Genomic DNA, 22847 nt, shown 5'->3' with positions numbered 1-22847 from the left:
ATAGCTAGTGCGCCTTTTTCTGTCAACCTAATGCATTCCGTTACCTGCTTATCAGCGACAACCAGAAACCTTATGGCTGGCTTCTTTGAAGGTTACTTTGAAAGTACTACTCGCTTAATCTACAAAATAGACGTAATAAAATAGACTTCTTTTGATTTATATTTCAGGTACCTCAGCAATTACTCGAGAAGTAAGACCACTTGCGCCTTTGAGAGCCAGTGGATAGGTATGCACAACAAAACTTTGATTTTTATATGGCAGCAATTTTGAAAGACCAGACAAATTCTCCACAATAAAGGCATTATGATCGGCAAAAAGCTGGTCTGCTACAGAGTGTTCTTTGCCTTTTCGTACACCTGCCATATCAATACCAAGGATAGAAATCTTTTTTTCAATTAGGGATTGAATCAGTTTATGTGATAGTTGGGGTGCCTTATCGAAGTATTCCTTTGAAGCATACCCGTATTTTTCTAAAACTCCACTATAGAGAATAACAAAATCTCCTTCTTCAATTCTCTCCATGCGAACATCTTCTACAGTAATCTCATCTTTTGCAACTTGAGAAATATCCATCAGTTTCCCCCTTCTATTGCAGTATTCAAGAGGAAACTCCTTGTTCATAATATCAAAATGTGTTCCCAAATGACCGAACTTTTGGACCAAAATGTCATCATTAGCGTTTTCAAGCAATTTCTTAAAGGTTTCTTTTTCGATGGGAATAGTTAAATCAAGATACATAATAGATCCTCCTTTATATGCAATTTGGTTTACTTGGAAACAATAATAGTCTATACCTAAATCAGTTGAGAGTCAATAGATTTTAAAAAAATTATTTCCATGGAAACAATATTCATAATGTGAAACTAAAAGATAAGCTTTATTAGATTTGCCGCGATGATATGCTACTGGCTTTTTGGGAAGGAAGGTGGCTGGTTGCCGGTTTACAAATATGTAGAGAGAAAAGCGTGGTATGTCTGGTTCTGCTACAAAAACTCCAAAGAGCCACAGGGTAATTACTTTACTGGATTTTTTCTTGGATATATTGAAGTATTACGCTGGCCCACTGATGGGCTATGAGCCTTCGGACCGCCAAACTAAACGAACTGTTTGCTCCTAAAATTCACCAAATAAATCAAAAATCCTGATACTTTTAATAATGCATCCAAAGTGCTACCACGAGCAAAAATAAAACCTCTGAACCCATTAATTCACTGAGTTCAGAGGCATTTTAACGTCTACTCCCACTCTATGTTTAAGTCTTTTTCTGTATTTTCTACCCTTGATTTTACTGCATTTCATGCCATTATTATTTTTATTTTCATTAAAAAAATTATGGCTTCAAAAAATTTTAGTACGTTTTTAGTACGCTTATTTTTTCTCTTTGCTTATATTTTTTATAGTGTCTATTATGTCATTTTATAAGCTTGGTTAAATCCATTTTAGCATATATAACTCTGTGAATCTCAACAACCTGTTCTTTAACCACATAAAACACTAAATAGTTTTTTACAGGTAATACTCTATATTCATTTTCAAGGGATTTTTCAGGATGATATACCCTGCATGAATACGGAAACTGTGCAAGCCTTGATATGGAAGTATCCAATGCGTCAATTAAATCCATTGCTGCCTTTGGTGCTTTTAACTCATCTGCAATATAAGATACAATATTAGATAAATCTTTACTTGCCAAAGGCAGATATCTAATTTCATACTTCATCAGATTCCACCTTATCCGCAAGCCTTGCCCTTAATTCATTAAATACTTCTTCATGGGAAAAACGTTTATCAGTTGATTTTGCTTCCAGTTCCGCTTCCTTCAGCTTAAAGTAAATTTCACTTTCAAACAGTTTGCGTTCATAAGCTTCCATACTCATAACAACCATATCACCATAACCATTCTTGGTCAAAAATACTGGTTCTGCTGTTTCGTGAACAATCCTTGATATATCAGCAAAATTATTTCTCAAATCCGATACTGGTCTAATATGTGGCATACAATTATCACCCCTTTATTAGTTTAGCATAATTTTATCATAATTATGCTAAAACATCAATAAAGCTGTAAATGTTATTTTTCCTCATTAAGTTGTTCTAATGGCTTTATAATAAATGGGTCAGTTAAATCCTTGCCTTCAAACTTTTCCAAGAATTTCAATAATGCAGTTCTTCTTACCTTCATGCTTCCAAGTTTTATAGCTGGTAGTAAACCTGCCTTAATTAAACTGTAAATGTAAGCTGAATTACATTTAACCAGTTCAGCAACTTCACTTACAGTATAAAGAATATCCTGTGATTCAGCATTGTAAATTATAGTAACATCTTGAGTATTACCTAAAAGGTTATGCCTTTTCAAATCATTAATAATTGATTCAGCAATTTGCTTTTCATCAATTTCTATTTTCATTGGCTTCAGATTCCTTTCTATTTTCCCTTATCCTGCCTTCAGGATTGCCTTGCATTCGTTTTAAATCATCAAGGTAATATAATTAATATCCTTTTATATTAAATGCCTTAAAAACGATTTTAGAAGGTTTTAGCAATTTTTTAATGTTCCATCTTTTATTTTCTCAATGATAATTGCTTCTCCAATAGCTTCTAATTCATTAAAAGCTAATTCAACATCATTTTCAAAGCCTTCAGCTATTAAATCCGAATTTCCTAAATGCTTTTCCAATATATCACGAACAACTTGTTCATTATTTCTATCTTTTAACCAGTCTTTTGGAATATAGAACATTATACACCATCCCTTAATACACTATATCATCAACATCATAAGTTGGAATTTTACCAATATCACCTTCAGTTTTAATTTCTATTGGTGAATCATCAAAGAATGTATTTTCAAGTACACTATAAGCTGCTAATAAACTATTTTCAGGTGGATAATATGTTCCACCTAATGCAGGGCATTTTTTCAGCTTTATAATAAAATCATTTTGTGCTTCTTGGTTAAATTCTCCATCAATTTCAACAATCAATAAACCATCTTTCAGGAAACATTCAACCTGTCTTTCAACCCCTAAGTATTTCCCCTTTGCAATTATTTTGGACATGGTATCACACCGATTTCTTCATAATCACTTTTCATGTATTCTTCAAATTCCTTTTTTAATTCTTCAGGTGCATCTTCCTTCAGATGCCAATTAAAAGGTTCTTCCACAAAATATGGGCTATCAATAAAGCTTGGTATTGGTTGGCAAGATTGATTTATTTTATTTATCTTCATGGTGGTTCACCCCTAACACTCTTATTATAGTATTATAACATAAAAAAAAAAGCCCCCACCTGGTAAAGTGGGGGGTGATTAATGACTTTTTAGGGTGTTAGAATATATCTTACTCATGCACTCCTTCTGCTGCAACCTGCATTGTTTCGTAAAGTTTTTCTTCAAGGTAATTCACCACTCCATCTAAATCCATATTGGAAGCAATATTTGCATTTATTGGTGCATCAATTCTGATTTCAGCAGTGGTGAACCTATTAATTACTTCTTGTTCGGCTATATCCCTTAAATATTTCAATTCTTCTTCAGTTGCATCCATTGAATCTTTCATGGCCGCTGTATTAAGTGCTGTGCTATCAACACCACTATAAATTCCATCAAGTTGATTTCCAAGTTCATAAGCATCCAATGTTCTTGAAGCATCACCCAAGATATTTTTCAGATTTATGCTTTCTTCAAACTTTTCACCAGCAGCATATCCATATTCCCAGGCATCTTTATAAGCAATTCTTTGTAATTCAAACGGGGCTTCCCTTGATAATGTGGTGGCTTGTTCGTTTTTACCCCATTGCAAAACTTTGCCTTGTAAATCTTCAAGTCCAGCGGTCCAGTTAGTACCAAAAATCGCATCTATGATTTTTGTTACAACTTTGCCTAGTGATAAAAACCAGCTGATAATATTACCTAACAAGTTTTTAACCGCATCACCAAAACTATCAAAACCGCCATTGAAAACATTTAAAACCCATTCGATAATGCCAATCCAGGGTTCGACAAAATAAGTCCATAAGAATTGAATAATTGCATTGATTACGCCCGCAACAGTATTCCAAATAAATGCACCCAGTACCGCAAAAGCACCCATAATTATGCCCGTAGCACTTACTGATGTTCCCGCAAAATGATTTACTGCTGCAACCGCTGCATAAAACAAGGTTATTAAAACAATGATTAAAAGTATAAACCAAGTCAATGGGCAAGCATATAAAGCTGCATTAAGTCCATGCTGGGCTGCTGTATAAGTAAATGTTGCACCAGTTGCAAGTGCTTTAGATGCTGCACTTACTTTATCTGCAAATGCTTGTGCCATAATAATTCCATTGGTAATAAGGGCAACTGCATTATAAGCTATGAAAGCACCCACAATTCCCCAAACGATAGGTTCAAGCCATGACCAATTATCAGAAATTACACCAGCAATTGAAGTTATGATGTCAAATAGTTCCGCTGCTACTGTTGCAAGAATGACCATTCCATTGATAAGATTATTTATCAAAATATTAAACCGTTCACTATTTCCGATTTCATTCATTCTTTGCAATACTGGTTGAAAAGCCATTAAAGCTTCATTCTTTATCATTGTCCAAATTTGGGCAAAGGTCATTGGCATACTTTCAAATTGCTGATTAATTTCTTCTGTTGCACTTAATACTGCATTTTTTACAATATCAGCAGTAATTTGACCTTCCGCTGCCATATCACGAATTTGACCAATGGGAACATCCAAGTAATCAGCAATAGTTTGAATAATATTAGGTGCTGCTTCAAACACTGCATTAAGTTCTTCCCCACGAAGAACACCTGAACCTAAAGCCTGTGTCAATTGTAAGCTTGCAGAAGCCATTTCCTGTTGTGAAGCACCAGCAACTACAAACATTTTATTCAAGTTTTCAGCAAATGCAATTGTTTCAGCATTAGAAGCAAAAGCATCCCCAGCCCTCAATCCAAGCTTTGCAACAATATCAGCAGTATCAGCATAAGAAGCCCTTGACCTTTGGGCAGATTGGAATATCATATTTTGAAGTTGTTCAGTGGTTTGAAGTCCATCATTTATCATATTAAGTCTTGCTGTTGTTTGGGTTATTTCATCCGATAAGCCAATAATTTGCTTTACACCTAAAACAGCACCAACAGTTGCAGCAATCTTCATAAATTTACTATGAAGTCCACTTGCAGCAGCTTGACCATTCCTAATATCATTATTGAACTGTTGCTGTGCCTGGTTTGCTTGTCTAATTTCTTGTTCAATTTCATCAAAGGCAATTTCAGCCTTATTTAATTGTTCTCTTGCAGCTTGGATGCTACTTGTATCTATTGCATTACTGGAAGCCCTTTGCATTGCTTCAAAACTTGAAATAGTAATGTTTAGTGCATTAGTTATACTTCTTAAAGGAACTGTCATTCTATCTTGAACTTGAATTGCAGTTCTGATTGTTGCCATTATTTCACCGCCCTTTCTTTTTCTCTCCGTTCAACTTCCACTAAAAGCATAGAAGCATATAAGTTATGCCAATGTGTTTTATTTTTAATTAACTTTGTATTATTTAATTCTTTTTTAAGCTGCTTATCTTTCTTTTTCATCAGTTTAGGGAATAGATTTTTCATAATATGGAACCCAGGATGGTCTTTATTCAAAATTAAAATTCCACCTTCAGCAATTCTTCCTGGTTCTTCTTCAATAGGTATTGATTCAACTGGTCTGTATTCAATTTCTTTTATGAAAGGTAATAAACTAAACCTTACAGCCCATAAATGTTTATTAATGACTTCAATATTTTTATTCATAGCTTTTTTTCACCTTCCTTTCAACAAATTTGTTTAAGTACTCCATATAACAATTCATCTAATGTTTCCATCCTTTCCAAAACAACATCAGGTGAAGCAAATTGGTTTATTTTATCCCTGTTATGTTCAAATGAATTTAATACTTGCCACTGATATTTTTTCATTAACTCTTTACCTTCTTGACTATTTCTAATTTTTTTAATTGCAGCAAATTCCGCTTGCTGTACGCTTTGCCATGTAACTTTAAATATCTTTCCAATTTGTTCAAATGTTCTTTCTTTTCCTTTCAAACCATAGTGCATAATCAAAACATTCCTTACAAGTCCAGCACCTTTTCCAAGAACTGTTTCAATCACATGAAATAGGTCTTGCCTTAATATTTTATTATCAATTTCATCTTCAACCATCATAAATACTTCTTCTGATTGTTCATCTGAAAGGGTTTCTTCAATTGTCATATCATCAGTACCATGCATAACTTCAGATATACTACAAATATTTATTTCTTCACTAGTTACATCTCTTTTCTTTTTCCTGCAAATTGAACTATTCAAAGTATTCAGTATTCTATATCTTATCCTCATACCAGCATAAGTTGAAAATAAAACTGGTTCATCATCATTATATTGATATTTTTCAACTGCATCTAAAAAAGCAATCCAACCTTCTTGTACCAAGTCATTAAATTCCAGTGAAGCCTTTTTAGCAACCCCACTATATTTGTTGGCAAAATACTTGACTAAGTTCTCATTTTTTTTAATGAGTACTTCTAACATTGAAAGATTGCCATTTTGATATTCTTTAACAAGTTCTTCATTAGTCAAGTATTTCACCCCCCTTCAAATAATCATATCCAACATATTAAGGTCAGGATATAGAATAATAGACAATACCCTTAAAGCTTTATATTTAGTCCTGCTAATAGTTGTTACATCAATATTCAATGCATCTGAAATAATATTTCTGTTTTTATCAAGTACATAATAGTTATAGAAAATACTAAAATCTCTTTCGTCAATCATGTTTGATAATAATTTCAAGGAATTATTAAAAGTTTTAACATAAATAGCTGCTGAATATTTTTCTTCTGATGATATTGCATTATCTTGAATTAAAGTTATAAATTTTTTAAACCGTTCAATATCATGTAATGTATGTGTAATAGCTTCTTTACCATAATTCCATAAACCATTTCTTTTTAATTCTTTTATAAGTTGTCTTTCAATTGTTTTAATTTCTATAAAACTTTCACCCCCTGAATAAAGCAACTGCTGCACCAATGGAAAAGAATATATTTCAACAAAGGTGCAGCTTCCAAGATATTATCCAACCATCAGTTTAATCTTCTTTAATATCAAATACAGGTCTGTAAGGAATTCCTGGTGTTCCTTCAGGTATTGGATACTTGTCCAAATCATCATCAATATCTCTAAATGATATTCCTTTAAATCCATTTTTAAGGTTTACAGGGAAATGTTCTATCTGATTGATGTTATCTAACCCAATTTCAATCTGTTTTAGTCTATCAAATACCTTATCTCCTGGTGGGTTTTCAATTTCAAGTTTTAACTTTTGCAAATCAGCACTATCTTCACGCTTCCGCAATTCAGCCTTAAAAAGTATCATGAAATCAGGATTGCTTTGATGTTCCTGGTATAGACTTCTTAATTCCATAACAGTAGCAGTTTCCAATTGTGCTTTCCATAAAGTAATGTTGTTATTCCTTTCCAACTGATAACGCATCTGCTCATCTGGTGAAGATGGAACTTCTGGGGGTTCTGGTAACTTAACACCGTATTTTTCTTTTATGCTGTTTATGACTTCTTTAGCTTTATCAATATAAACCTTTTTCAATTGCTTAACAGCTTCTTTTGTTTGTGCCCTATGTTGACTTATGTATTCATCAGAATACATGCCAACTGCTGTTTTACGACCTGGTAAAGAAGATTCAACCCCTGCTGTTACTACTTTATGGTGTTCCCTTATCAATTTCACATAATCTTGGGTCATTCCATCAAAGACTTCAAATATTTTGCCAATAGATTCTAATACTTTCTGTTCTCTTTCTTCAAATGTTAATTCCATAATATTCACCCTTTCTTCTTTGAATTAAATACCGTCAGGAAATGGTGCATTATCCCCAGGATAAGTAAGCATTTCATCCGTAATAGTAGGGTCAAGCTTTTGCATCTGTCGTAACACCCAAAGTAAACTGATTTCACGAAGGTTCATTTTACCGTAGGTTTCTCTTACATCTGTCTTCTTTTCCAACAAAGCTTCTTTTAGGTCATTCCACATTTCTTCATAATTCATGATTTAATACCTTCCTTTCATTTTTTTAATTTATAATTCTTTAGCAATTTTCCAAGGGTCATTGTGCAACATATCCCTTAAAACCTCTACCAATGGTGCTTCACCATAGAAAACTTTCCAATCAGGTTGTTGTGAAAAGTATTCTTCTATGCTATCAATGACTTTTTCAACATATTTAAGAGTGACTTCAATGCCCCTTGAATTTTTACCGTTATAATGTTCTACAACTTCATATCTGCCATCAGGAAGCTTACCAATAAAAGCGATAGAAGGCTTATTATTTGGAATCAAGACATCTATTTCATCAAGTCTTTTATTTATTTTTTTCCTCAATGTAATTTTTCTCTTAAACATGTCCAAGCCTTCTTTCCAGTTCTTTTAATCTTTGAATAATGTTTTCATCTTCATACATGGTCAAACCTAATTCAAGGATACATCTTGCAGCACTTACTCTGGAAGAATCGGTTGCTTCTTCATCAATCATAATGTTCTTCAATGTTTCCAATGAATCCAAACAATACCCCTGTGCTTTATTCATAGCTTCATGGAAGATGTCATTCTTAACCCTGTTTAAGATTTTCTGAAAAGATGGCTGCTTTCTTAACCTGTAAACTGTGCTTATTGAAACCCCTGACTTTTCAGCAGCTTCTTTAATAGTTGGAGAAGTTAAAAGATTTAATGCTATGTTTTCCTTGTTAAGTTTTCCCATTTAATCACCGCCTTTTTTCTAAAAACCGTTCATTTTCGTTCAATAATTGCCATCACCTTGCTTTCTCTTAATTTGATTTATCAAACACAAGCAAGCTGTGCTTTCTTTTCCCAATACCGCTGATTGTATTCCCTAACTTTATCAGGGTTTTTTGCTCGCCATTCCCGCTGGTATTTATTCAGCCTTTCCCTGTTTTCTTGCTGGTATTTTTGATAATATTCCCTTTTAACTCTTGCTGCTTCATCTGTCATAAAATCACCCCCTAACAAGCATAGAACCCCTAATTTAATTATACTCTTTACATTGTTTATTTTCTTGCAAAAACACTATATTTAGTATGTTCCCAAAAAATAAGACACTATATATAGTGTCTTATCTCTTTTCTATGATTTTATATACTGTTGCTTTTGAAAGATTATATTTAACCATTAAATCAGAAATGTCCATTTTATCTACAAAGTAATCTTCCCTTAATTGTTTATTCCGCTGCTTCCTGTCATAAAATCTTTTATCATAATTCTTTGGTATATAAACATTCATTCCTGGGCATTGCTTTATCAATTTATTAAAAGCTTCATCACCAATTATTGAAATTAACTTTTCAAGCTTTACTATATTTGACATCAATCACCACCACCACCAATTGAAATTATTGGCTTCACATGATATAATTAGTATATAGGGGTTCAGAATTCACCATGTGAAGCCATTGTGTAATTCTTAGATATTATGCAGTGGCTTCAGTCTTTTCAATAAAGAAGTTTGCAACCATAAAAGCTGCTTCAGGTGAACCTATTTCTTTAACGCTTATAACAAGTTCTGCGACTTCTTCAGGTGTAATTTTTATAATGGTATCATCATCAGATACATTAGTAATAGCTTTTAAAGCTGCAACCATTCCTGCTCTGAATCCAGCTTCAAAACCTGCTTCTTGGTTAAGTGCTTCTAATTCGGCAGTTTTCATATAAATTTCATTAAAGACTTCATCAGGTAACCAATCTTCCAATTGCTTGTCCACTTCAGAGTTAAGTTTCTTAATTTCTGGAAGTTCAGCATCTTCAAACCAGTTTGCATAAGCTTCTTTCCAATTTAATTTTTTTAACATTTTACATTCCCCTTTCATCTTATAAGTAAAATTTAACTTCTTCTTTAAGATTGATAGTTTCCCAACCAAGATATTTTCTTAATATGTTCATAGCATCAATTATCGTTTTAATTTCATCATAATAAGGATTATCAGTTAGTTTTTTATAATTACCCATCCTATGTTCTTCAATGAATAAATCTCTATAAACTTCATAATGTGAACTGACTGCTTCTAATACATGGTCTATTTTAATCACATCCTTTCAAACTCTTGCATGAAGTTATATTCTCTTTCCAACTCTGAATCCAACGGTTCCTTTTTTGCGATTGGCTCAAAATTACTATCAATTAAAATATATTGAAGTATTCGATGCCTATATTTACAATTTGTCCATAGTATTTTGTTATTTATATTTAAACATCTTTTACTTTCAATATGTATTTCTTGACAATATGGACATACATACCAAAAGTATTTTTCATTGTCTGCAATAGGTTTAACAACTGCAATACCTTTTTCATTCTTTGTAGTTCTTAAATCAATGTAATATTCATTTTCAGTACCTTTGTTATAAACCATGATACTTTCAACTTTAGGATTTACAGCCATTTGAATCAGTTTATCAAGCTTTTTCATTTTAAAATCACCCTTCCCTTCCTTGTGTTACACTTGTTACAAAAGTTACACTATTTAAGTGTAAATATATATATATATTTTTTTTATTCATTTATTTTTTTTTCTATGATGTTATTTACATAAAGAAGTTATATTTTAATGTAACAAAGTGTAACTTTTTAATAAAACCTTTTATTTATAAGTATTAAATGCTGTTACACTTTTGTTACAAAATTAAGTTACAGTTACATTATCAGTCTTTATATATACCCTGCTTAATTCCCCTTTAAGTCTTGTAACTGCTGTTGTATAACCAGCAATTTGATTCATTTGTCTTGAAAATGAAGTTTTTGACATTTCTTGAAATCCATTTTTTCTACAATATACACAATAATGTTCATAAATCTTGCTTGTAGGTTCATTTTCAATTTGAAAATCTTCTTCTTCACTTTCTTTTAAAAATGCAAGAACCGGATTGTTTTCAATTTCAAATTCATCCACTTCTTTTTTAATTTTTTCTGAAATTGAAAATTTCTTGTTTTTAATAACCCTTTTTAAACCTTCTATACCAAGCCTTATTAAATATTCAATTGATTCTTGGCTTTGCAATTTATATTTGATTTCAGGGTCATAATCCTTATCTGTATCACTAAATTTTGCTTCAAATGGTATTATAACTAACCTCCTAATTACTGCATTGCTTCTGTCATTCATCCTTGGAATATTATTTGCGGAAAATATCAATTTGCAATATGGGTTAAATTCAAATTTCGGCTGCCCCTTTTGCTCTGCTGTAATCTTATCTCCTGTTGTAATCTTCTTAAAAAGTGAAGGGTCTGGTATAAAGTTACTTCCAATATCATCACCTAAATTTGCAAGTTTTCCATATAAAGTTACTGTTGAAAACCTGTCACCAAGTTCTTTAAGGTCAAGTGCTGCAACGTTCTTATCACCAAGTATACGGTTTAAAATAGCAATGAATGTACTCTTACCATTTGCACCAGTACCAGTGAGAATAAAAGCTTTGCCTAATTCATTTCTTCTATAAAAACAATAACCAATTAATTCTTCCAATAGAATTCTTACTTCCTTATCATTGCAAGCAATTTTATTTAAAGTTTTATCCGCCAGTTCTGAATAAGCAGCAGGATTATAATTCCAATCGATTTTATTTGTTATTACATGTTGTGGTGAAAAATCCATTAAAGAATCATCTTCAATATTGTATATTCCATTTTTGAAAGCAATAAGTTTTGCATCAGCCTTTTCTTTTTCATCACAAACAATATTTAGATATTTCAGAACTTCTTTTCTTTTTGCATCTGTTAAAAAAGGTATATGTTTCAACATCTCTCTTTCAATTTTATCTATATCTTGAATATAAGTTCCTTCATAATACATGTGAAGTTTATTATCAATTTTGATGATGTTATTGTTGTTTTTTAAATAATCCCCAAACTTATCATGTAAGAAGGTTCTTCCCTTGAAAAAAGATTGTTTTAAAAATGCTTCATCTCTTAAAATTGTTTCAATTTCCTTTTCTGATAAAGATTCCTTCAAAATATATTGGTTGATGATTCTTATACATTCCCTTGCTTCTTCAATTGTAAAATCAGCAGATTGAAGTGTAAGGATGTAATTGAATAATGCTTGGTTTCTTCCATCACCTGCTTCCATATTGATAAATTCAATATTAGCTGAAATAGGTATAAGCCATTTTGGAATTTCATCAAGTTCATCTGGATTTAACAATACTTCTCTTAAATTCCCATCCGCTTTTAGCACTTCATAAGAAGCTTTAATCCCAAGCTTTATATCCGCTTCAAGACTAATAGCCAGCTTACACTTGGTTTTATTAGCAGTAATACTATTATTTTTAAACAAGAAATGCTTGCCACGTCCTGTTTTTATAACAACACAATTAATTTTTTTGTCCTGAACTATCTTAAAAAGTAAATCACTCATTTCAGTATTATCAATGTCAATTAAAGCGATATTTTCTTTTAAAACACCAGCAAATTCAGGTTCATCTTTAATTTGGTTAAAGGTTTTAAAATCGTTTCTGCCTTTGATTTTTTCTATGGACTTTTTATTCTTTGTTATAATAAATCCTTGGAATAGTTCTTCATATATGTTCACTTCACCACCGCCTTTCCATAGCTGATTCATTGTTATAAGGCTACTTTTTGTTCAAAGTATCGCTTTGAGATTTTTCCGGCAACAGTAATAAAACCTTGTGCTTTAAGTTCATCATTTAATCTCTTGATAATTCGATAAGCTGTTGATAAAGATACACCAAGAAGTTCTGCAACATCTTCTGCTGTCAAGAAGTTTGCAGCTTTCTTATAAGTTACTTTCATACTGTTACACCACCTTTCTAATCTTCAATAAGTTCTTCAGGCTTAACCCCTAATGCCTTTGCAAGTTTACCAAGGGTTGCAGGTTTTGGATTGCTTTTCCCTGTTGTAAATTTAGTTAAAGCTGGTCTTGAAACGCCAGATTTTTCTGCTAACTCACCTATGGTTATACAAGCATTTGCCATTGCCAGCAGTAACTTATTTTGATTCAGTTTCATGTTTTCACCTTCCTTCAAAAGTTTGCATTATCGAATACTTTTTAAGTGTAATTTTATTATAATATTCATTAATGAATATTTCAAGATATTTTTTAAAAAATATTTGCATAATTGAATATTTTTTGTTATATTATATTCAGGAGGTGCAAAGATGGGAATAAATGATTTTATTAAAATAGGTACTAAAATAAAAGAAGTTAGAAAGAAAAAGGGTATTAAACAAAAAGAAATGGCAAAGAAATTAGATATTCCAGTTTCAACATATGCAAATTATGAAAACAACCATAGAGAACCTTCAACTGAAATGCTTGATGCAATTGCTGATGTTCTTGGTGTATCAGTTTTTGAACTTATTGGAAAAGGCAAATATTTTGATATGAAATTTAATCCTGATGGTAAACTTACAAAAGAACTAAATGAATGGCAATGCTTTATAAAATATTTAGAAGCCATTGGTTATACTGTTGAAATTCAACCTGAAGTTCTCGAATGGCATTATGAAGATGTTATTGAGGATGGAAAGGTTATTGGTAAAACACAAATTGCAGATAAAGAAACATATACAGTGACAATAAAAAGTGATAAAATTGCTGCAACTTATACTGAAGCAGAATTTAAAGAATTACAAAACACTATAAAGGATTCGGTTGATTATCAGGTTTGGTTAAAAAACAACAAATAAAAAAAAATCGCCTAGTGACTGCAACACCAAACGATTTTTCGTTGATACTCTATAAACCCAAAGGTTTGATATAGTACCTAATATAGTCAATTGTATTATATCATAGACCTTTGGAGATATAAAGGGTTTATTTTTTATATCCTTTTTCAAAGAAAGGAATGATATAATGCCTGTTTACAAAGATGAAAAACGTGGTACTTGGTATGCATCCTTTTATTACACTGACTGGATGGGTAACAAGAAGAAAAAGAAGAAGGAAGGATTTAAAACTCAAAAGGAAGCTAAAGCTTTTGAAAGGGAATTTCTTAATAAAGCACATGCTTCCTGTGATATGACTTTTGGAAGCCTGGTTGAACTGTATATGGAAGATTGCCAAAGCAGATTGAAGCCAACCACATTAGAAAATAAGAAATATGTAATTGATTTGAAAATATTGCCATATTTCAAGGATATGCCAATTAATACTATAACCCCAACAACGGTTAGGAAATGGCAAAATGAATTGATTTCCAGTGAAAAGAATTACAGTCAAACGTATTTGAAAACAGTAAATAATCAGCTTTCAGCTATCTTCAATTTTGCAATGAAATATTATAAGCTTCCTTCCAATCCTGCAAGGATATGTGGAAGCATGGGAAAGAAAAATGCTGATTCAATGCAGTTTTGGACTGTTGAAGAATTTAAGAAATTCATTGCTGCTGTGGAAGATAAATCAACTTCAAAAGTTGCATTTGAATTGCTTTTTTGGACTGGAATGAGGTCAGGGGAATTACTTGCTTTAACATTGAATGATTTTGACTTTGAAGCCCAAACAGTAAGCATCAATAAGAACTATGCCAGGATGAAGGATGAAGATTTAATTCTTGAACCAAAGACACCTAAAAGCAAAAGAGTTATAACATTACCACCTTTTTTATGTGAACTTGTTCAAGATTATGCTTCCAAGCTTTATGATTATAAACCTGATGAAAGGTTGTTCCAAGTAACAAAATATTACCTTCACCATGAAATGGACAGAGGATGTAAAAAATCAGGAATTAAAAAAATCAGAATTCATGACTTGCGACATTCCCACGCATCATTATTGATTGAAATGGGTTTTTCACCGCTGCTTATAAGTGAACGTCTTGGACATGAAAATATTGAAACAACCCTTCAAACATATTCCCATTTATACCCTAATAAGCATAGTGAAGTTGCTGAAAGATTAGAAAAACTTAATGAAAAAAATCTTAATTCAGAACCATAAAATAACACATAAAAAATAAAATAGTACGTTTTTAGTACGTTTTTTAAAGCATGAACCCTATAAACCTTTTAATATCAAGGCTTATAGGGTATTTTCTTTACTATTCCCACTCGATAGTTGCCGGCGGTTTGCTTGTTATATCGTATACTACACGATTTACATGCTCTACTTCATTTACGATTCTTGAAGATATCCTTTCTAATACTTCATAGGGTATTCTTGCCCAGTCGGCAGTCATAGCATCATTGCTTGTAACTGCTCTTATTGCCACAGTGTGGCTATAGGTTCTCTCATCTCCCATAACACCAACACTTCTTATATCCGGCAAACAGGTGAAGTACTGCCATATGCTTCTATGGAGATTAGCATTTTTAATCTCTTCTCTCAAAATTGCATCAGACTCTCTGACTATGTGGAGCTTTTCTTCTGTTACCTCACCTAGAACTCTTATGCCAAGGCCAGGACCCGGGAACGGTTGTCTCCATATTAAATCTTCAGGTATTCCAAGTTCCAAACCTACAAGCCTTACTTCATCCTTAAAGAGTTGTCGCAATGGCTCGATTAGCTCAAACTCCATATCCTCAGGAAGGCCACCAACATTATGATGAGATTTAATAACTGCTGCTGTTTTTGTCCCGCTCTCTATGACATCTGGATAAATAGTACCTTGAACAAGGAAATCTATTTTACCAAGCTTTTTGGCTTCTTCCTCGAATACTCGTATAAATTCTTCCCCTATGATTTTTCTTTTTCTTTCAGGCTCCGTAACTCCGGCCAATTTACCTAAGAATCTGCTCTGGGCATTGACTCTTATTAAATTCATATCAAATTTTTCCTTAAAAACTTGTTCTACCTGATCACCTTCATCTTTTCTCAAAAGACCGTGATCAACGAATATGCATGTAAGATTGTTCCCAATAGCTTTATGTACCAGTACGGCTGCCACTGAGGAATCAACTCCTCCGCTTAGAGCACATATAGCCTTTTTATTTCCCACTTTCTCTTTTATATGAGCTACTGCCTCATCTATAAAGCTGCCTGTGGTCCAGGTACCTCTCAATTTGCATATATCAAACAGGAAGTTTTTCAACATTTCCTTTCCATGCTGGGTATGCTCAACTTCCGGATGAAACTGAACACCATATAACTTTCTGTCCTCATCAAACATGGCAGCTACAGGACATGAATCAGTATCAGCGGCTACCTTAAAACCCGGAGGCAGTACATCTACAAAGCAGGTATGGCTCATCCAGCATATATCTTCATGACTTATTCCCTTAAAAAGCCTGCTTTCTCTGAGACTTACCAAGGTCTTGCCATATTCTCTCTTATCCGCTCTACCTACTTTGCCTCCCAGCAAATGAGCCATAAGCTGCATACCATAGCATATGCCCAATACAGGCACTCCAAGTTTCAATATTTCCGGGTCGCATTTAGGCGAACCCTCTTCATATACGCTGGCAGGACCTCCAGTAAATATTATACCCTGTGGATTTTTCCTTTTTACCTCTTCAACGGATATATCATAGGGCACAACTTCACAATAGACATTATGCTCTCTAACTCTTCTGGCAATAAGCTGATTATACTGTCCACCAAAATCCAGAATCAAAACCAATTCTTTTTCCATATTCTGCCTTCCACCGCCTATAAGCTATAATTGGGCGCTTCCTTAGTTATTTGCACATCGTGGGGATGACTTTCTCTTAAGCCTGCCGCCGTTACTCTTATAAACTGTCCATTTTTTCTCAAATCCTCTATGGTAGGTGTTCCACAATAACCCATACCAGAACGCAAACCACCAACCAATTGGAATATGGTATCAGCCAAAGGTCCTTTATATGGTACTCTTCCTTCTACACCTTCAGGTACCAACTTCTTTGAATCTTCCTGGAAGTACCTGTCCTTGCTGCCGCTTGACATGGCTCCCAATGAACCCATACCTCTATATACTTTAAAGCTTCTGCCCTGATATATTTCCTTTTCTCCTGGACTTTCTTCCGTCCCTGCAAACAGACTTCCAATCATGACCACTCTGGCTCCTGCAGCAATGGCTTTTGTAATATCCCCACTGTATTTTATTCCTCCATCTGCTATTACAGGTATTCCATGTTTGTCAGCCTCTCTTGCACAGTCATATATTGCAGTAATTTGAGGAACACCTACTCCAGTAACTACTCTTGTAGTACATATGGATCCTGGACCTATTCCAACTTTTATAGCATCTGCACCGGCTTCTATGAGTTCCCTTGTTGCATCTGCCGTAGCCACATTTCCTGCAATAACTTGTATATCCGGATAGTTAATCTTTATCTTCTTTACTGCATCCAATACGCCTTTTGAGTGTCCATGGGCTGTGTCTACAACTATAACATCTACCTTTGCATCAACTAAAGCTTTTACTCTTTCCATCATATCATGGGTAACTCCAACTGCTGCTCCAACTAAAAGCCTGCCGCTCTTATCCTTTGCGGAGTTAGGAAACTGAATTGCTTTTTCTATATCCTTTATGGTAATAAGTCCTTTCAAGTAACCATTTTCATCTACCAACGGCAGTTTTTCGATTTTGTGCCTTTTAAGAATGTTTTCAGCCTCTTCCAAATCAGTTCCAACCGGTGCAGTTATAAGATTCTCTTTGGTCATTACTTCATGTATAGGCCTTGACATGTCTGTTTCAAATCTTAAATCCCTGTTTGTAAGAATTCCCACCAGCTTACCTTTCTCATCCACTATGGGCACACCGGAAATCCTGTATCTTTCCATCAGTTCCATAGCATCAGATATAACATGATCCGGTGAGAGATGGAATGGATCTACAATAACTCCATGTTCTGATCTTTTTACTTTATCCACTTCCATGGCTTGAGCTTCAATAGACATATTTTTATGGATTATGCCTATGCCGCCTTCTCTCGCTATAGCAATAGCAAGCCTTGCCTCAGTAACTGTGTCCATGCCTGCAGACATTATAGGAATATTCAGCTTAATTTTCTTAGTCAGCATGGTTGATACATCTGTTTCTTTTGGTAGAACCTCTGACTTTGCAGGTATCAGAAGCACATCATCAAAAGTTAACCCTTCCTTTAAAAACTTTTCCATCATTTTACACCTCACTATTTAAAAATGCCGTTTATTATTGTTTCATTAATTATATTTAAACTATGTATATTTGTCAAAGGAATGAAAAAAATACAGAATATTCACTTCAATTCAATGATTCGACTATAAAAAAAGCTTAATACTCTGTATATTATTGCTCTCTTTTATTCAATTATGATATCAATAGGGATTAAAATATGATTTTTACATAAAAAATAATTATAATCAAAGTAGTTAGGGTTACTTTCACCATACTGCCCAGCAAATATCCAATAAACACTCCTATACCGGATCTCATGGATTCATTCATTTTTCTGCCAAACATAAGCTCTCCTATTATTACTCCTGCCAACTGGCCCAGTATAAGTCCTGGTATATTAAAAATCGTCAACCCTGCTATACCTCCGATAATACTGCCCACTATGCCTTGTTTGGAGGCTCCAAACTTCTGTGCTGTCAAGATTCCCGCCAGATAATCAACTGCCATGGCCATCAACGTAAGAATCAGAAAAATAACAAGAGTACCCCATCCAATGGCTTGAAAGCCTGTTCCCCAAGCGTATATCAATGTACCAATAAACACCAGTCCTGTTCCCGGCAATCCGGGTATGAATATTCCCAATACCCCAATTACTATCAATAAAGTACTCACTATGAAATATACCCCACTCACAAACTCTTCCCCCTTATAAATTATTTATTACATTATACGAAACTCCACAAAAAAAGTTTAAGCTCAGGCATAGGCCTGAGCTTACCGTACTGCGTTTTTTTATTATAACAAACCTGCTGCTTGCTTTACTGCTTTCTGATGTGCTTCATTCACTTTGTTGGTGCCGTGGGTGCGGCTATTGAGAAAATGAATGTCAAAATGACCATCCATATTGTTTCCTTTAATAGTATCTAAGTTAGTACCTTTTCCATATCCACCGCTTCTACCGCTGACTGTAACATTCTTGGGTTTTGAATCCAACCCTGCATGAGGCATGCCCGCCATAGATCCAGCTATTCTTCTTCCACCTGTCACTACAATTACAGGTCTTCTATTCCAACTCCAACTGCCCCCGTATATCTCCTTCATTATTTTGGTATCTTCTGCCGTCAGAGTTTCACAGTCAGCATGTCTGCTTCCATAGGTCCTCATAACGTTAAAACTTTTACCTGTCCATAAATCTATGACCTGAGCTTCTGCTCCTCTATAGAATATTTCTGAAACCTCAGTCCACCAATCTAACAATTCTCCATATTTCGTATCGCTTGCAGAATTGTATGTAACTTCTTTACGATCTGCGTCCCCTCTGTTTGCCACTGTTGCAGCTGACTGTTGAGTTGCGAAAAGCTTCTGCGCTGTTTTGGTACCTAATATGCCATCTGCCACCAAACCATTGTTCTTTTGAAACTTTTTCAATGCTTCTTTTGTCTTTGACCCAGCGATGCCATCAATTTTTCCTGTGTACAAACCTAAGCTTTTAAGTACAGTCTGGACATCCTTGATCGTATAAGAGCTGGAACTTCCGCGGCTCACACTTGTTGTACTGCTTGTCCCAACTTTTGCTAAAGCATTTAAGGTCTGATTTCCTGCAATACCGTCTTGCTTTAGCCCATTTTTTGCCTGGAACTTCATTACTGCACTCTTCGTCTGATTACCAAAATAACCTGTTGCACTCGAATTAAGGTAACCCAAGGATATTAACTTTGTTTGAAGCTGCTTAACGGCTACTCCTGTACTTCCTACTTTTAATACATCCCCAAATACGGGAGTCGCTATAAACAAAGCCAATACCGTAAAAAATAGTAATATTTTGCTCTTCCTCATACTACTCTCCTCTCTTACGCTTACGAAGTTAGTTGTCGGGTTCGGACAGAGAGTGCCCTATGGGTTTATCCCAATTCACCCCATTTTTATCCTCCGCTCTCATAAATGAGATTCAGCAAAACAGTACGGCTTCTTTTAGTTTACATAATTATGCAACCTGTGACAATGGTAATTTAAGCCATAAAAAGCAGCCCCTGAGATTAAATATAGTATAATGATTTTTTGAGAGTAATAAGGTTCTTGGATTAAATCCGACCAAGTCAAAACGAACAGAAAACAATTAATTTAAACGTAACAGTAGTCACTAACTTTTATGACTATCTTTTAGGACAGAAGAAATCAACAACCATATGCTTGAAAAGTTAATGAAACAAATCTTTACAAGAGGTCATAAAGTATATAAAGATTTTTTATTTCATGTAAATAAAGACAGGCCTATCAATAAAAATATTTTAAAGATTAAAGAGCCATGAAGAAAAATGAATACTCTTCAAAAAGATGAAGTTGAAAGTCTCTATAAATCAACCACTAATATTAGTGATAAATTATTGATAAAATTACTCTTTGAAGCTAGATTAAGGATTGACATGGCTCTATCTCTATTTGCAGAGATTTCATTTGTGATTATAATAATGGACATAAAATCAAATTAGTAGATAGACGCGAACTTTCTAATGGTGCTAAATTAAATACAGCAGAAAGAGAACTTCATATATCACAAGAATTAATGGATTTGTTTGATAACTATATGTATGATGTATTAGATGAAGGTATATACTGACATAATTTATATATTAGTTGCTTCCCAATAGTAAAATACCACAAACTAAGGATATATAGGAGGTATATAATGTTTGAAGAGTTAAAAGAAGAAGATTTTTCTCTTATTCAAAAGGCTAAAGATATAATAAAGGCAAACTATGATAGTCAAAATTACAGACATACTGTTGGTTGTGCTTTAAGATGTGCAGATGGTGAAATATATTTAGGTGTTAACGTTTATTTAGCCCATGGTGCATGCGCTGAAATGATTGCTATGGGTACAGCCATAACTGCTGGAAAACGAGAGTTTGAATGTATTGTAGCAATCGGTGGGAATAATAGTGATATTATATATTCTCCATGTGGAAATTGTAGGCAAATGCTAATGGATTATTGTCCAGAATGTTATGTTATAATAAACACCCATGAAGGAGTTAAAAAAACCAAAGCAAAAAACTTAATACCATTTGCCTATGAAACACCATTCAATTAAGAACTCAATAGTTAAATTAATAAATAATCTTCTAAATATAAAAAAATAAAAGTTGCTAACATATTTATTAACAAGTTATCCAAAATAAAAATAATACAAAGAATTTATTATACATAACATATATCCCTTGTATTATTTTTTCATTTTTTAAATTTAATATTGATAAATAAAAGGCTGCCTACAGTTATTTATATACCCTATACCATCTTTGCATTATTCTCCACTTTTGTGGATGTTTTTGGTGTTTTTACATATACGGTATAATATGCAAAGGGCACTATAACGGCACCGCCTATTATGTTCCCTATTGTCACAGGGATCAGATTGTTAACCCAGATTTGACCCCAAGTTACAGGAGCACCCAAGAACTTTCCTAAAGGAATAAAATACATGTTTGCTATGCTGTGTTCAAATCCTATAAGAACAAATAGCATGATAGGAAACCAGCAAGCAAATATCTTGCTTATAATGTCCCTGCTACCTGTAGCCATCCAGACAGCCAGCACTACAAGAATATTGCATAATATTCCCCTTATTATTGCTGCTCCAAAGGGTATGGCAACCTTTGCATTTGCTATCCCAATTGCTTTTTCTGCGGCTGCTCCTGCCATGACGCTGGATTTTGCAACCAGAAATGCTAATAATACAGAACCAACAAAATTGGCAATATATACTACTGCCCAGTTTTTCAGTACATCTTTCAACTTATAATTACCATTTAAGCATCCGAGAATCATTAAATTATTACCCGTAAAAAGTTCTGCACCGCAGATAACAACAAGCATAAGACCTACAGGGAAAACTGCGGCAAACAGAAACTTAGATAACCCCACATCAATATTTGCGTAAGTCTGTCCTATGGTGATGGCACCTGTAGCACCAAATCCTATAAACATTCCTGCAAATATACCAAGTATGGCCATTTGCATTATAGAAAGTTTTGTCTTTGCTACGCCTGCATCAATGGTAGCCTGAGCAATCTCCTTTGGTGTAAGTAATCTCTTTTCCATCACTTTACTCCTTCCAAAACATTTATAATAATTGCCTAGCTATATAATTTTAGCATCTGTATACCATTGTGTCTATTAAATTACTAATTGTTTGATTATATTACTAGCATATAACCTCTAACTCACCTGAATTGGGGTCCATAACCAAACCATGTATCTCTATATCTTTGGGCACAAAAGGTGATTCCTTTATCTTTTTTACAGCTTCAATAACATTTTGTTTCTCATCTTTTAAAATACCTATCCATTCTTTAATATTTATGGATTCAATATCCTCTTCTCGAATACCTCTAGCAATCATTTTATCTTTTACCGCCTGAGGCGTTAGCTTAGCCATTCCACAGTCCTTATGGCCTACCACATATACCTGAGATAAGCCCATAAGCACCGTTCCGACGGCTATACATCTTATGATTTCATCGCAACCGTCTCTGATTATGTTTCCAGCATTTTTCAATATTTTTATATCTCCTCTTTCAAATCCCATGGCAGGTTCCAATAGCTCCACAAGTCTGGTATCCATACATGTAAACACCATCACGCCCTTTTGTGCATGTCCGCTGATAGGCTCATCTAATCTTTCAGCCTTCCTTTGTTCAACAAATCTTTTGTTGTGTTCTAAAATATTATTTAGCATAAAAAC

General features: G+C 33.8%; 32 protein-coding genes and 1 riboswitch. Of the genes, 3 read left to right on the top strand and 29 right to left on the bottom strand.

The window, feature by feature from the left end; translation table 11 throughout:
* Positions 1-156: 156 nt before the first annotated feature.
* The 23 genes from BUB48_RS00775 to BUB48_RS00670 form a co-directional block, all read right to left on the bottom strand.
* Complete coding sequence (locus BUB48_RS00775; RefSeq protein ID WP_073023501.1) at positions 157-738, bottom strand: cyclase family protein; 582 nt, start codon at positions 736-738, stop codon at positions 157-159.
* A gap of 673 nt (positions 739-1411) precedes the next feature.
* Complete coding sequence (locus BUB48_RS00770; protein ID WP_073023499.1) at positions 1412-1720, bottom strand: type II toxin-antitoxin system RelE/ParE family toxin; 309 nt, start codon at positions 1718-1720, stop codon at positions 1412-1414.
* On the bottom strand, positions 1710-1997 hold the full coding sequence (locus BUB48_RS00765; protein WP_073023497.1) for a type II toxin-antitoxin system Phd/YefM family antitoxin: 288 nt from the start codon (positions 1995-1997) through the stop codon (positions 1710-1712). The genes BUB48_RS00770 and BUB48_RS00765 overlap by 11 nt, the downstream gene beginning before the upstream one ends.
* Positions 1998-2071: 74 nt before the next feature.
* Complete coding sequence (locus BUB48_RS00760; RefSeq protein ID WP_084524286.1) at positions 2072-2407, bottom strand: helix-turn-helix domain-containing protein; 336 nt, start codon at positions 2405-2407, stop codon at positions 2072-2074.
* A 129-nt stretch (positions 2408-2536) separates the two neighbouring features.
* The gene (locus BUB48_RS00755) at positions 2537-2740 is read right to left on the bottom strand and encodes a hypothetical protein (protein ID WP_073023495.1); all 204 of its coding nucleotides are present in this window, start codon (positions 2738-2740) and stop codon (positions 2537-2539) included.
* Positions 2741-2753: 13 nt separating this feature from the next.
* A complete protein-coding gene (locus tag BUB48_RS00750) occupies positions 2754-3059 on the bottom strand; it encodes a hypothetical protein (RefSeq protein WP_073023493.1) in 306 nt (101 codons plus the stop codon).
* Positions 3047-3232 (bottom strand): hypothetical protein, encoded by a 186-nt coding sequence (locus BUB48_RS00745; protein ID WP_073023492.1) that lies wholly within the window; start codon positions 3230-3232, stop codon positions 3047-3049. The genes BUB48_RS00750 and BUB48_RS00745 overlap by 13 nt, the downstream gene beginning before the upstream one ends.
* Positions 3233-3341: 109 nt before the next feature.
* Complete coding sequence (locus BUB48_RS00740) at positions 3342-5450, bottom strand: tape measure protein (RefSeq protein ID WP_073023490.1); 2109 nt, start codon at positions 5448-5450, stop codon at positions 3342-3344.
* Positions 5450-5794: a hypothetical protein gene (locus BUB48_RS00735; protein ID WP_065820991.1), complete on the bottom strand. Its 345-nt coding sequence runs from the start codon at positions 5792-5794 to the stop codon at positions 5450-5452. The genes BUB48_RS00740 and BUB48_RS00735 overlap by 1 nt, the downstream gene beginning before the upstream one ends.
* 20 nt (positions 5795-5814) lie before the next feature.
* Entirely contained in the window at positions 5815-6618 is an 804-nt protein-coding gene (locus BUB48_RS00730) for a sigma-70 family RNA polymerase sigma factor (protein WP_073023489.1), read from the bottom strand.
* A gap of 15 nt (positions 6619-6633) precedes the next feature.
* A complete protein-coding gene (locus BUB48_RS00725; protein WP_139249862.1) occupies positions 6634-7062 on the bottom strand; it encodes a hypothetical protein in 429 nt (142 codons plus the stop codon).
* A gap of 70 nt (positions 7063-7132) precedes the next feature.
* A complete protein-coding gene (locus BUB48_RS00720) occupies positions 7133-7879 on the bottom strand; it encodes a hypothetical protein (protein ID WP_073023485.1) in 747 nt (248 codons plus the stop codon).
* Between the two features lie 24 nt (positions 7880-7903).
* Entirely contained in the window at positions 7904-8107 is a 204-nt protein-coding gene (locus BUB48_RS00715) for a hypothetical protein (protein ID WP_073023483.1), read from the bottom strand.
* Between the two features lie 30 nt (positions 8108-8137).
* Positions 8138-8461 carry a hypothetical protein gene (locus BUB48_RS00710; protein ID WP_073023481.1) on the bottom strand — a complete coding sequence of 108 codons (324 nt, stop codon included), beginning with the start codon at positions 8459-8461 and terminating at the stop codon, positions 8138-8140.
* Positions 8454-8816, bottom strand: coding sequence for a helix-turn-helix transcriptional regulator (locus tag BUB48_RS00705; protein ID WP_073023479.1), 363 nt, complete (start codon positions 8814-8816; stop codon positions 8454-8456). The genes BUB48_RS00710 and BUB48_RS00705 overlap by 8 nt, the downstream gene beginning before the upstream one ends.
* Positions 8817-8896: 80 nt before the next feature.
* Positions 8897-9067, bottom strand: a complete 171-nt coding sequence (locus tag BUB48_RS17705; protein ID WP_139249860.1) for a phosphatase — start codon at positions 9065-9067, stop codon at positions 8897-8899.
* Positions 9068-9188: 121 nt separating this feature from the next.
* On the bottom strand, positions 9189-9440 hold the full coding sequence (locus BUB48_RS00700; RefSeq protein WP_073023477.1) for a Mor transcription activator family protein: 252 nt from the start codon (positions 9438-9440) through the stop codon (positions 9189-9191).
* 103 nt (positions 9441-9543) lie between these two features.
* Positions 9544-9921: a hypothetical protein gene (locus BUB48_RS00695; protein WP_073023475.1), complete on the bottom strand. Its 378-nt coding sequence runs from the start codon at positions 9919-9921 to the stop codon at positions 9544-9546.
* Between the two features lie 19 nt (positions 9922-9940).
* Positions 9941-10159, bottom strand: a complete 219-nt coding sequence (locus tag BUB48_RS00690; RefSeq protein WP_073023473.1) for a hypothetical protein — start codon at positions 10157-10159, stop codon at positions 9941-9943.
* Positions 10156-10539, bottom strand: a complete 384-nt coding sequence (locus BUB48_RS00685) for a hypothetical protein (protein ID WP_073023471.1) — start codon at positions 10537-10539, stop codon at positions 10156-10158. The genes BUB48_RS00690 and BUB48_RS00685 overlap by 4 nt, the downstream gene beginning before the upstream one ends.
* A 213-nt stretch (positions 10540-10752) precedes the next feature.
* Complete coding sequence (locus tag BUB48_RS00680; protein ID WP_242944133.1) at positions 10753-12657, bottom strand: DNA primase family protein; 1905 nt, start codon at positions 12655-12657, stop codon at positions 10753-10755.
* Between the two features lie 32 nt (positions 12658-12689).
* Entirely contained in the window at positions 12690-12878 is a 189-nt protein-coding gene (locus BUB48_RS00675; RefSeq protein WP_073023467.1) for a helix-turn-helix domain-containing protein, read from the bottom strand.
* 17 nt (positions 12879-12895) lie between these two features.
* A complete protein-coding gene (locus BUB48_RS00670; protein WP_073023465.1) occupies positions 12896-13093 on the bottom strand; it encodes a helix-turn-helix domain-containing protein in 198 nt (65 codons plus the stop codon).
* Positions 13094-13244: 151 nt separating this feature from the next.
* On the opposite strand from BUB48_RS00670, the gene BUB48_RS00665 reads away from it, so the two are divergent.
* Positions 13245-13775 (top strand): helix-turn-helix domain-containing protein, encoded by a 531-nt coding sequence (locus BUB48_RS00665; RefSeq protein ID WP_073023463.1) that lies wholly within the window; start codon positions 13245-13247, stop codon positions 13773-13775.
* 166 nt (positions 13776-13941) lie between these two features.
* Positions 13942-15024, top strand: coding sequence for a site-specific integrase (locus tag BUB48_RS00660; RefSeq protein ID WP_073023461.1), 1083 nt, complete (start codon positions 13942-13944; stop codon positions 15022-15024).
* Positions 15025-15124: 100 nt separating this feature from the next.
* Here the strand turns inward: BUB48_RS00660 and guaA are convergent, their stop codons facing one another.
* From guaA to BUB48_RS00640, 4 genes are all read right to left on the bottom strand, one after another.
* The gene (gene guaA / locus BUB48_RS00655; RefSeq protein WP_073023459.1) at positions 15125-16654 is read right to left on the bottom strand and encodes a glutamine-hydrolyzing GMP synthase; all 1530 of its coding nucleotides are present in this window, start codon (positions 16652-16654) and stop codon (positions 15125-15127) included.
* A 17-nt stretch (positions 16655-16671) separates the two neighbouring features.
* A complete protein-coding gene (guaB, locus tag BUB48_RS00650; RefSeq protein ID WP_073023457.1) occupies positions 16672-18126 on the bottom strand; it encodes an IMP dehydrogenase in 1455 nt (484 codons plus the stop codon).
* A gap of 187 nt (positions 18127-18313) precedes the next feature.
* Positions 18314-18796, bottom strand: a complete 483-nt coding sequence (locus BUB48_RS00645; protein ID WP_073023455.1) for a DUF456 domain-containing protein — start codon at positions 18794-18796, stop codon at positions 18314-18316.
* Between the two features lie 102 nt (positions 18797-18898).
* Positions 18899-19939: a peptidoglycan-binding domain-containing protein gene (locus BUB48_RS00640; protein ID WP_073023453.1), complete on the bottom strand. Its 1041-nt coding sequence runs from the start codon at positions 19937-19939 to the stop codon at positions 18899-18901.
* 2 nt (positions 19940-19941) lie between these two features.
* A riboswitch (cyclic di-AMP (ydaO/yuaA leader) is annotated at positions 19942-20067 on the bottom strand.
* Positions 20068-20789: 722 nt separating this feature from the next.
* Here BUB48_RS00640 and BUB48_RS00635 point away from each other — a divergent pair.
* A complete protein-coding gene (locus BUB48_RS00635) occupies positions 20790-21194 on the top strand; it encodes a cytidine/deoxycytidylate deaminase family protein (protein ID WP_073023451.1) in 405 nt (134 codons plus the stop codon).
* Positions 21195-21391: 197 nt separating this feature from the next.
* On the opposite strand, the gene BUB48_RS00630 is transcribed toward BUB48_RS00635, so the two are convergent.
* Positions 21392-22204 carry a formate/nitrite transporter family protein gene (locus BUB48_RS00630; protein WP_073023449.1) on the bottom strand — a complete coding sequence of 271 codons (813 nt, stop codon included), beginning with the start codon at positions 22202-22204 and terminating at the stop codon, positions 21392-21394.
* 103 nt (positions 22205-22307) lie between these two features.
* Complete coding sequence (locus BUB48_RS00625; protein ID WP_073023447.1) at positions 22308-22841, bottom strand: beta-class carbonic anhydrase; 534 nt, start codon at positions 22839-22841, stop codon at positions 22308-22310.
* Between the last annotated feature and the right edge of the window lie 6 nt (positions 22842-22847).

Origin of the sequence: Lutispora thermophila DSM 19022 (assembly GCF_900142105.1) — a bacterium.
GTDB lineage: Bacteria > Bacillota > Clostridia > Lutisporales > Lutisporaceae > Lutispora > Lutispora thermophila.
Note: the sequence above shows the minus strand (reverse complement) of the source record. Positions and strands in the feature narration are given on the sequence as shown.

Coding starts and splice junctions, on each gene's coding strand:
- BUB48_RS00775 (WP_073023501.1), bottom strand. CDS start 738: ATGTATCTTGATTTAACTATTCCCATCGAAAAAGAAACCTTTAAGAAA.
- BUB48_RS00770 (WP_073023499.1), bottom strand. CDS start 1,720: ATGAAGTATGAAATTAGATATCTGCCTTTGGCAAGTAAAGATTTATCT.
- BUB48_RS00765 (WP_073023497.1), bottom strand. CDS start 1,997: ATGCCACATATTAGACCAGTATCGGATTTGAGAAATAATTTTGCTGAT.
- BUB48_RS00760 (WP_084524286.1), bottom strand. CDS start 2,407: ATGAAAATAGAAATTGATGAAAAGCAAATTGCTGAATCAATTATTAAT.
- BUB48_RS00755 (WP_073023495.1), bottom strand. CDS start 2,740: ATGTTCTATATTCCAAAAGACTGGTTAAAAGATAGAAATAATGAACAA.
- BUB48_RS00750 (WP_073023493.1), bottom strand. CDS start 3,059: ATGTCCAAAATAATTGCAAAGGGGAAATACTTAGGGGTTGAAAGACAG.
- BUB48_RS00745 (WP_073023492.1), bottom strand. CDS start 3,232: ATGAAGATAAATAAAATAAATCAATCTTGCCAACCAATACCAAGCTTT.
- BUB48_RS00740 (WP_073023490.1), bottom strand. CDS start 5,450: ATGGCAACAATCAGAACTGCAATTCAAGTTCAAGATAGAATGACAGTT.
- BUB48_RS00735 (WP_065820991.1), bottom strand. CDS start 5,794: ATGAATAAAAATATTGAAGTCATTAATAAACATTTATGGGCTGTAAGG.
- BUB48_RS00720 (WP_073023485.1), bottom strand. CDS start 7,879: ATGGAATTAACATTTGAAGAAAGAGAACAGAAAGTATTAGAATCTATT.
- BUB48_RS00715 (WP_073023483.1), bottom strand. CDS start 8,107: ATGAATTATGAAGAAATGTGGAATGACCTAAAAGAAGCTTTGTTGGAA.
- BUB48_RS00710 (WP_073023481.1), bottom strand. CDS start 8,461: ATGTTTAAGAGAAAAATTACATTGAGGAAAAAAATAAATAAAAGACTT.
- BUB48_RS00705 (WP_073023479.1), bottom strand. CDS start 8,816: ATGGGAAAACTTAACAAGGAAAACATAGCATTAAATCTTTTAACTTCT.
- BUB48_RS17705 (WP_139249860.1), bottom strand. CDS start 9,067: ATGACAGATGAAGCAGCAAGAGTTAAAAGGGAATATTATCAAAAATAC.
- BUB48_RS00700 (WP_073023477.1), bottom strand. CDS start 9,440: ATGTCAAATATAGTAAAGCTTGAAAAGTTAATTTCAATAATTGGTGAT.
- BUB48_RS00695 (WP_073023475.1), bottom strand. CDS start 9,921: ATGTTAAAAAAATTAAATTGGAAAGAAGCTTATGCAAACTGGTTTGAA.
- BUB48_RS00685 (WP_073023471.1), bottom strand. CDS start 10,539: ATGAAAAAGCTTGATAAACTGATTCAAATGGCTGTAAATCCTAAAGTT.
- BUB48_RS00675 (WP_073023467.1), bottom strand. CDS start 12,878: ATGAAAGTAACTTATAAGAAAGCTGCAAACTTCTTGACAGCAGAAGAT.
- BUB48_RS00670 (WP_073023465.1), bottom strand. CDS start 13,093: ATGAAACTGAATCAAAATAAGTTACTGCTGGCAATGGCAAATGCTTGT.
- BUB48_RS00665 (WP_073023463.1), top strand. CDS start 13,245: ATGGGAATAAATGATTTTATTAAAATAGGTACTAAAATAAAAGAAGTT.
- BUB48_RS00660 (WP_073023461.1), top strand. CDS start 13,942: ATGCCTGTTTACAAAGATGAAAAACGTGGTACTTGGTATGCATCCTTT.
- guaA (WP_073023459.1), bottom strand. CDS start 16,654: ATGGAAAAAGAATTGGTTTTGATTCTGGATTTTGGTGGACAGTATAAT.
- guaB (WP_073023457.1), bottom strand. CDS start 18,126: ATGATGGAAAAGTTTTTAAAGGAAGGGTTAACTTTTGATGATGTGCTT.
- BUB48_RS00640 (WP_073023453.1), bottom strand. CDS start 19,939: ATGAGGAAGAGCAAAATATTACTATTTTTTACGGTATTGGCTTTGTTT.
- BUB48_RS00635 (WP_073023451.1), top strand. CDS start 20,790: ATGTTTGAAGAGTTAAAAGAAGAAGATTTTTCTCTTATTCAAAAGGCT.
- BUB48_RS00630 (WP_073023449.1), bottom strand. CDS start 22,204: ATGGAAAAGAGATTACTTACACCAAAGGAGATTGCTCAGGCTACCATT.
- BUB48_RS00625 (WP_073023447.1), bottom strand. CDS start 22,841: ATGCTAAATAATATTTTAGAACACAACAAAAGATTTGTTGAACAAAGG.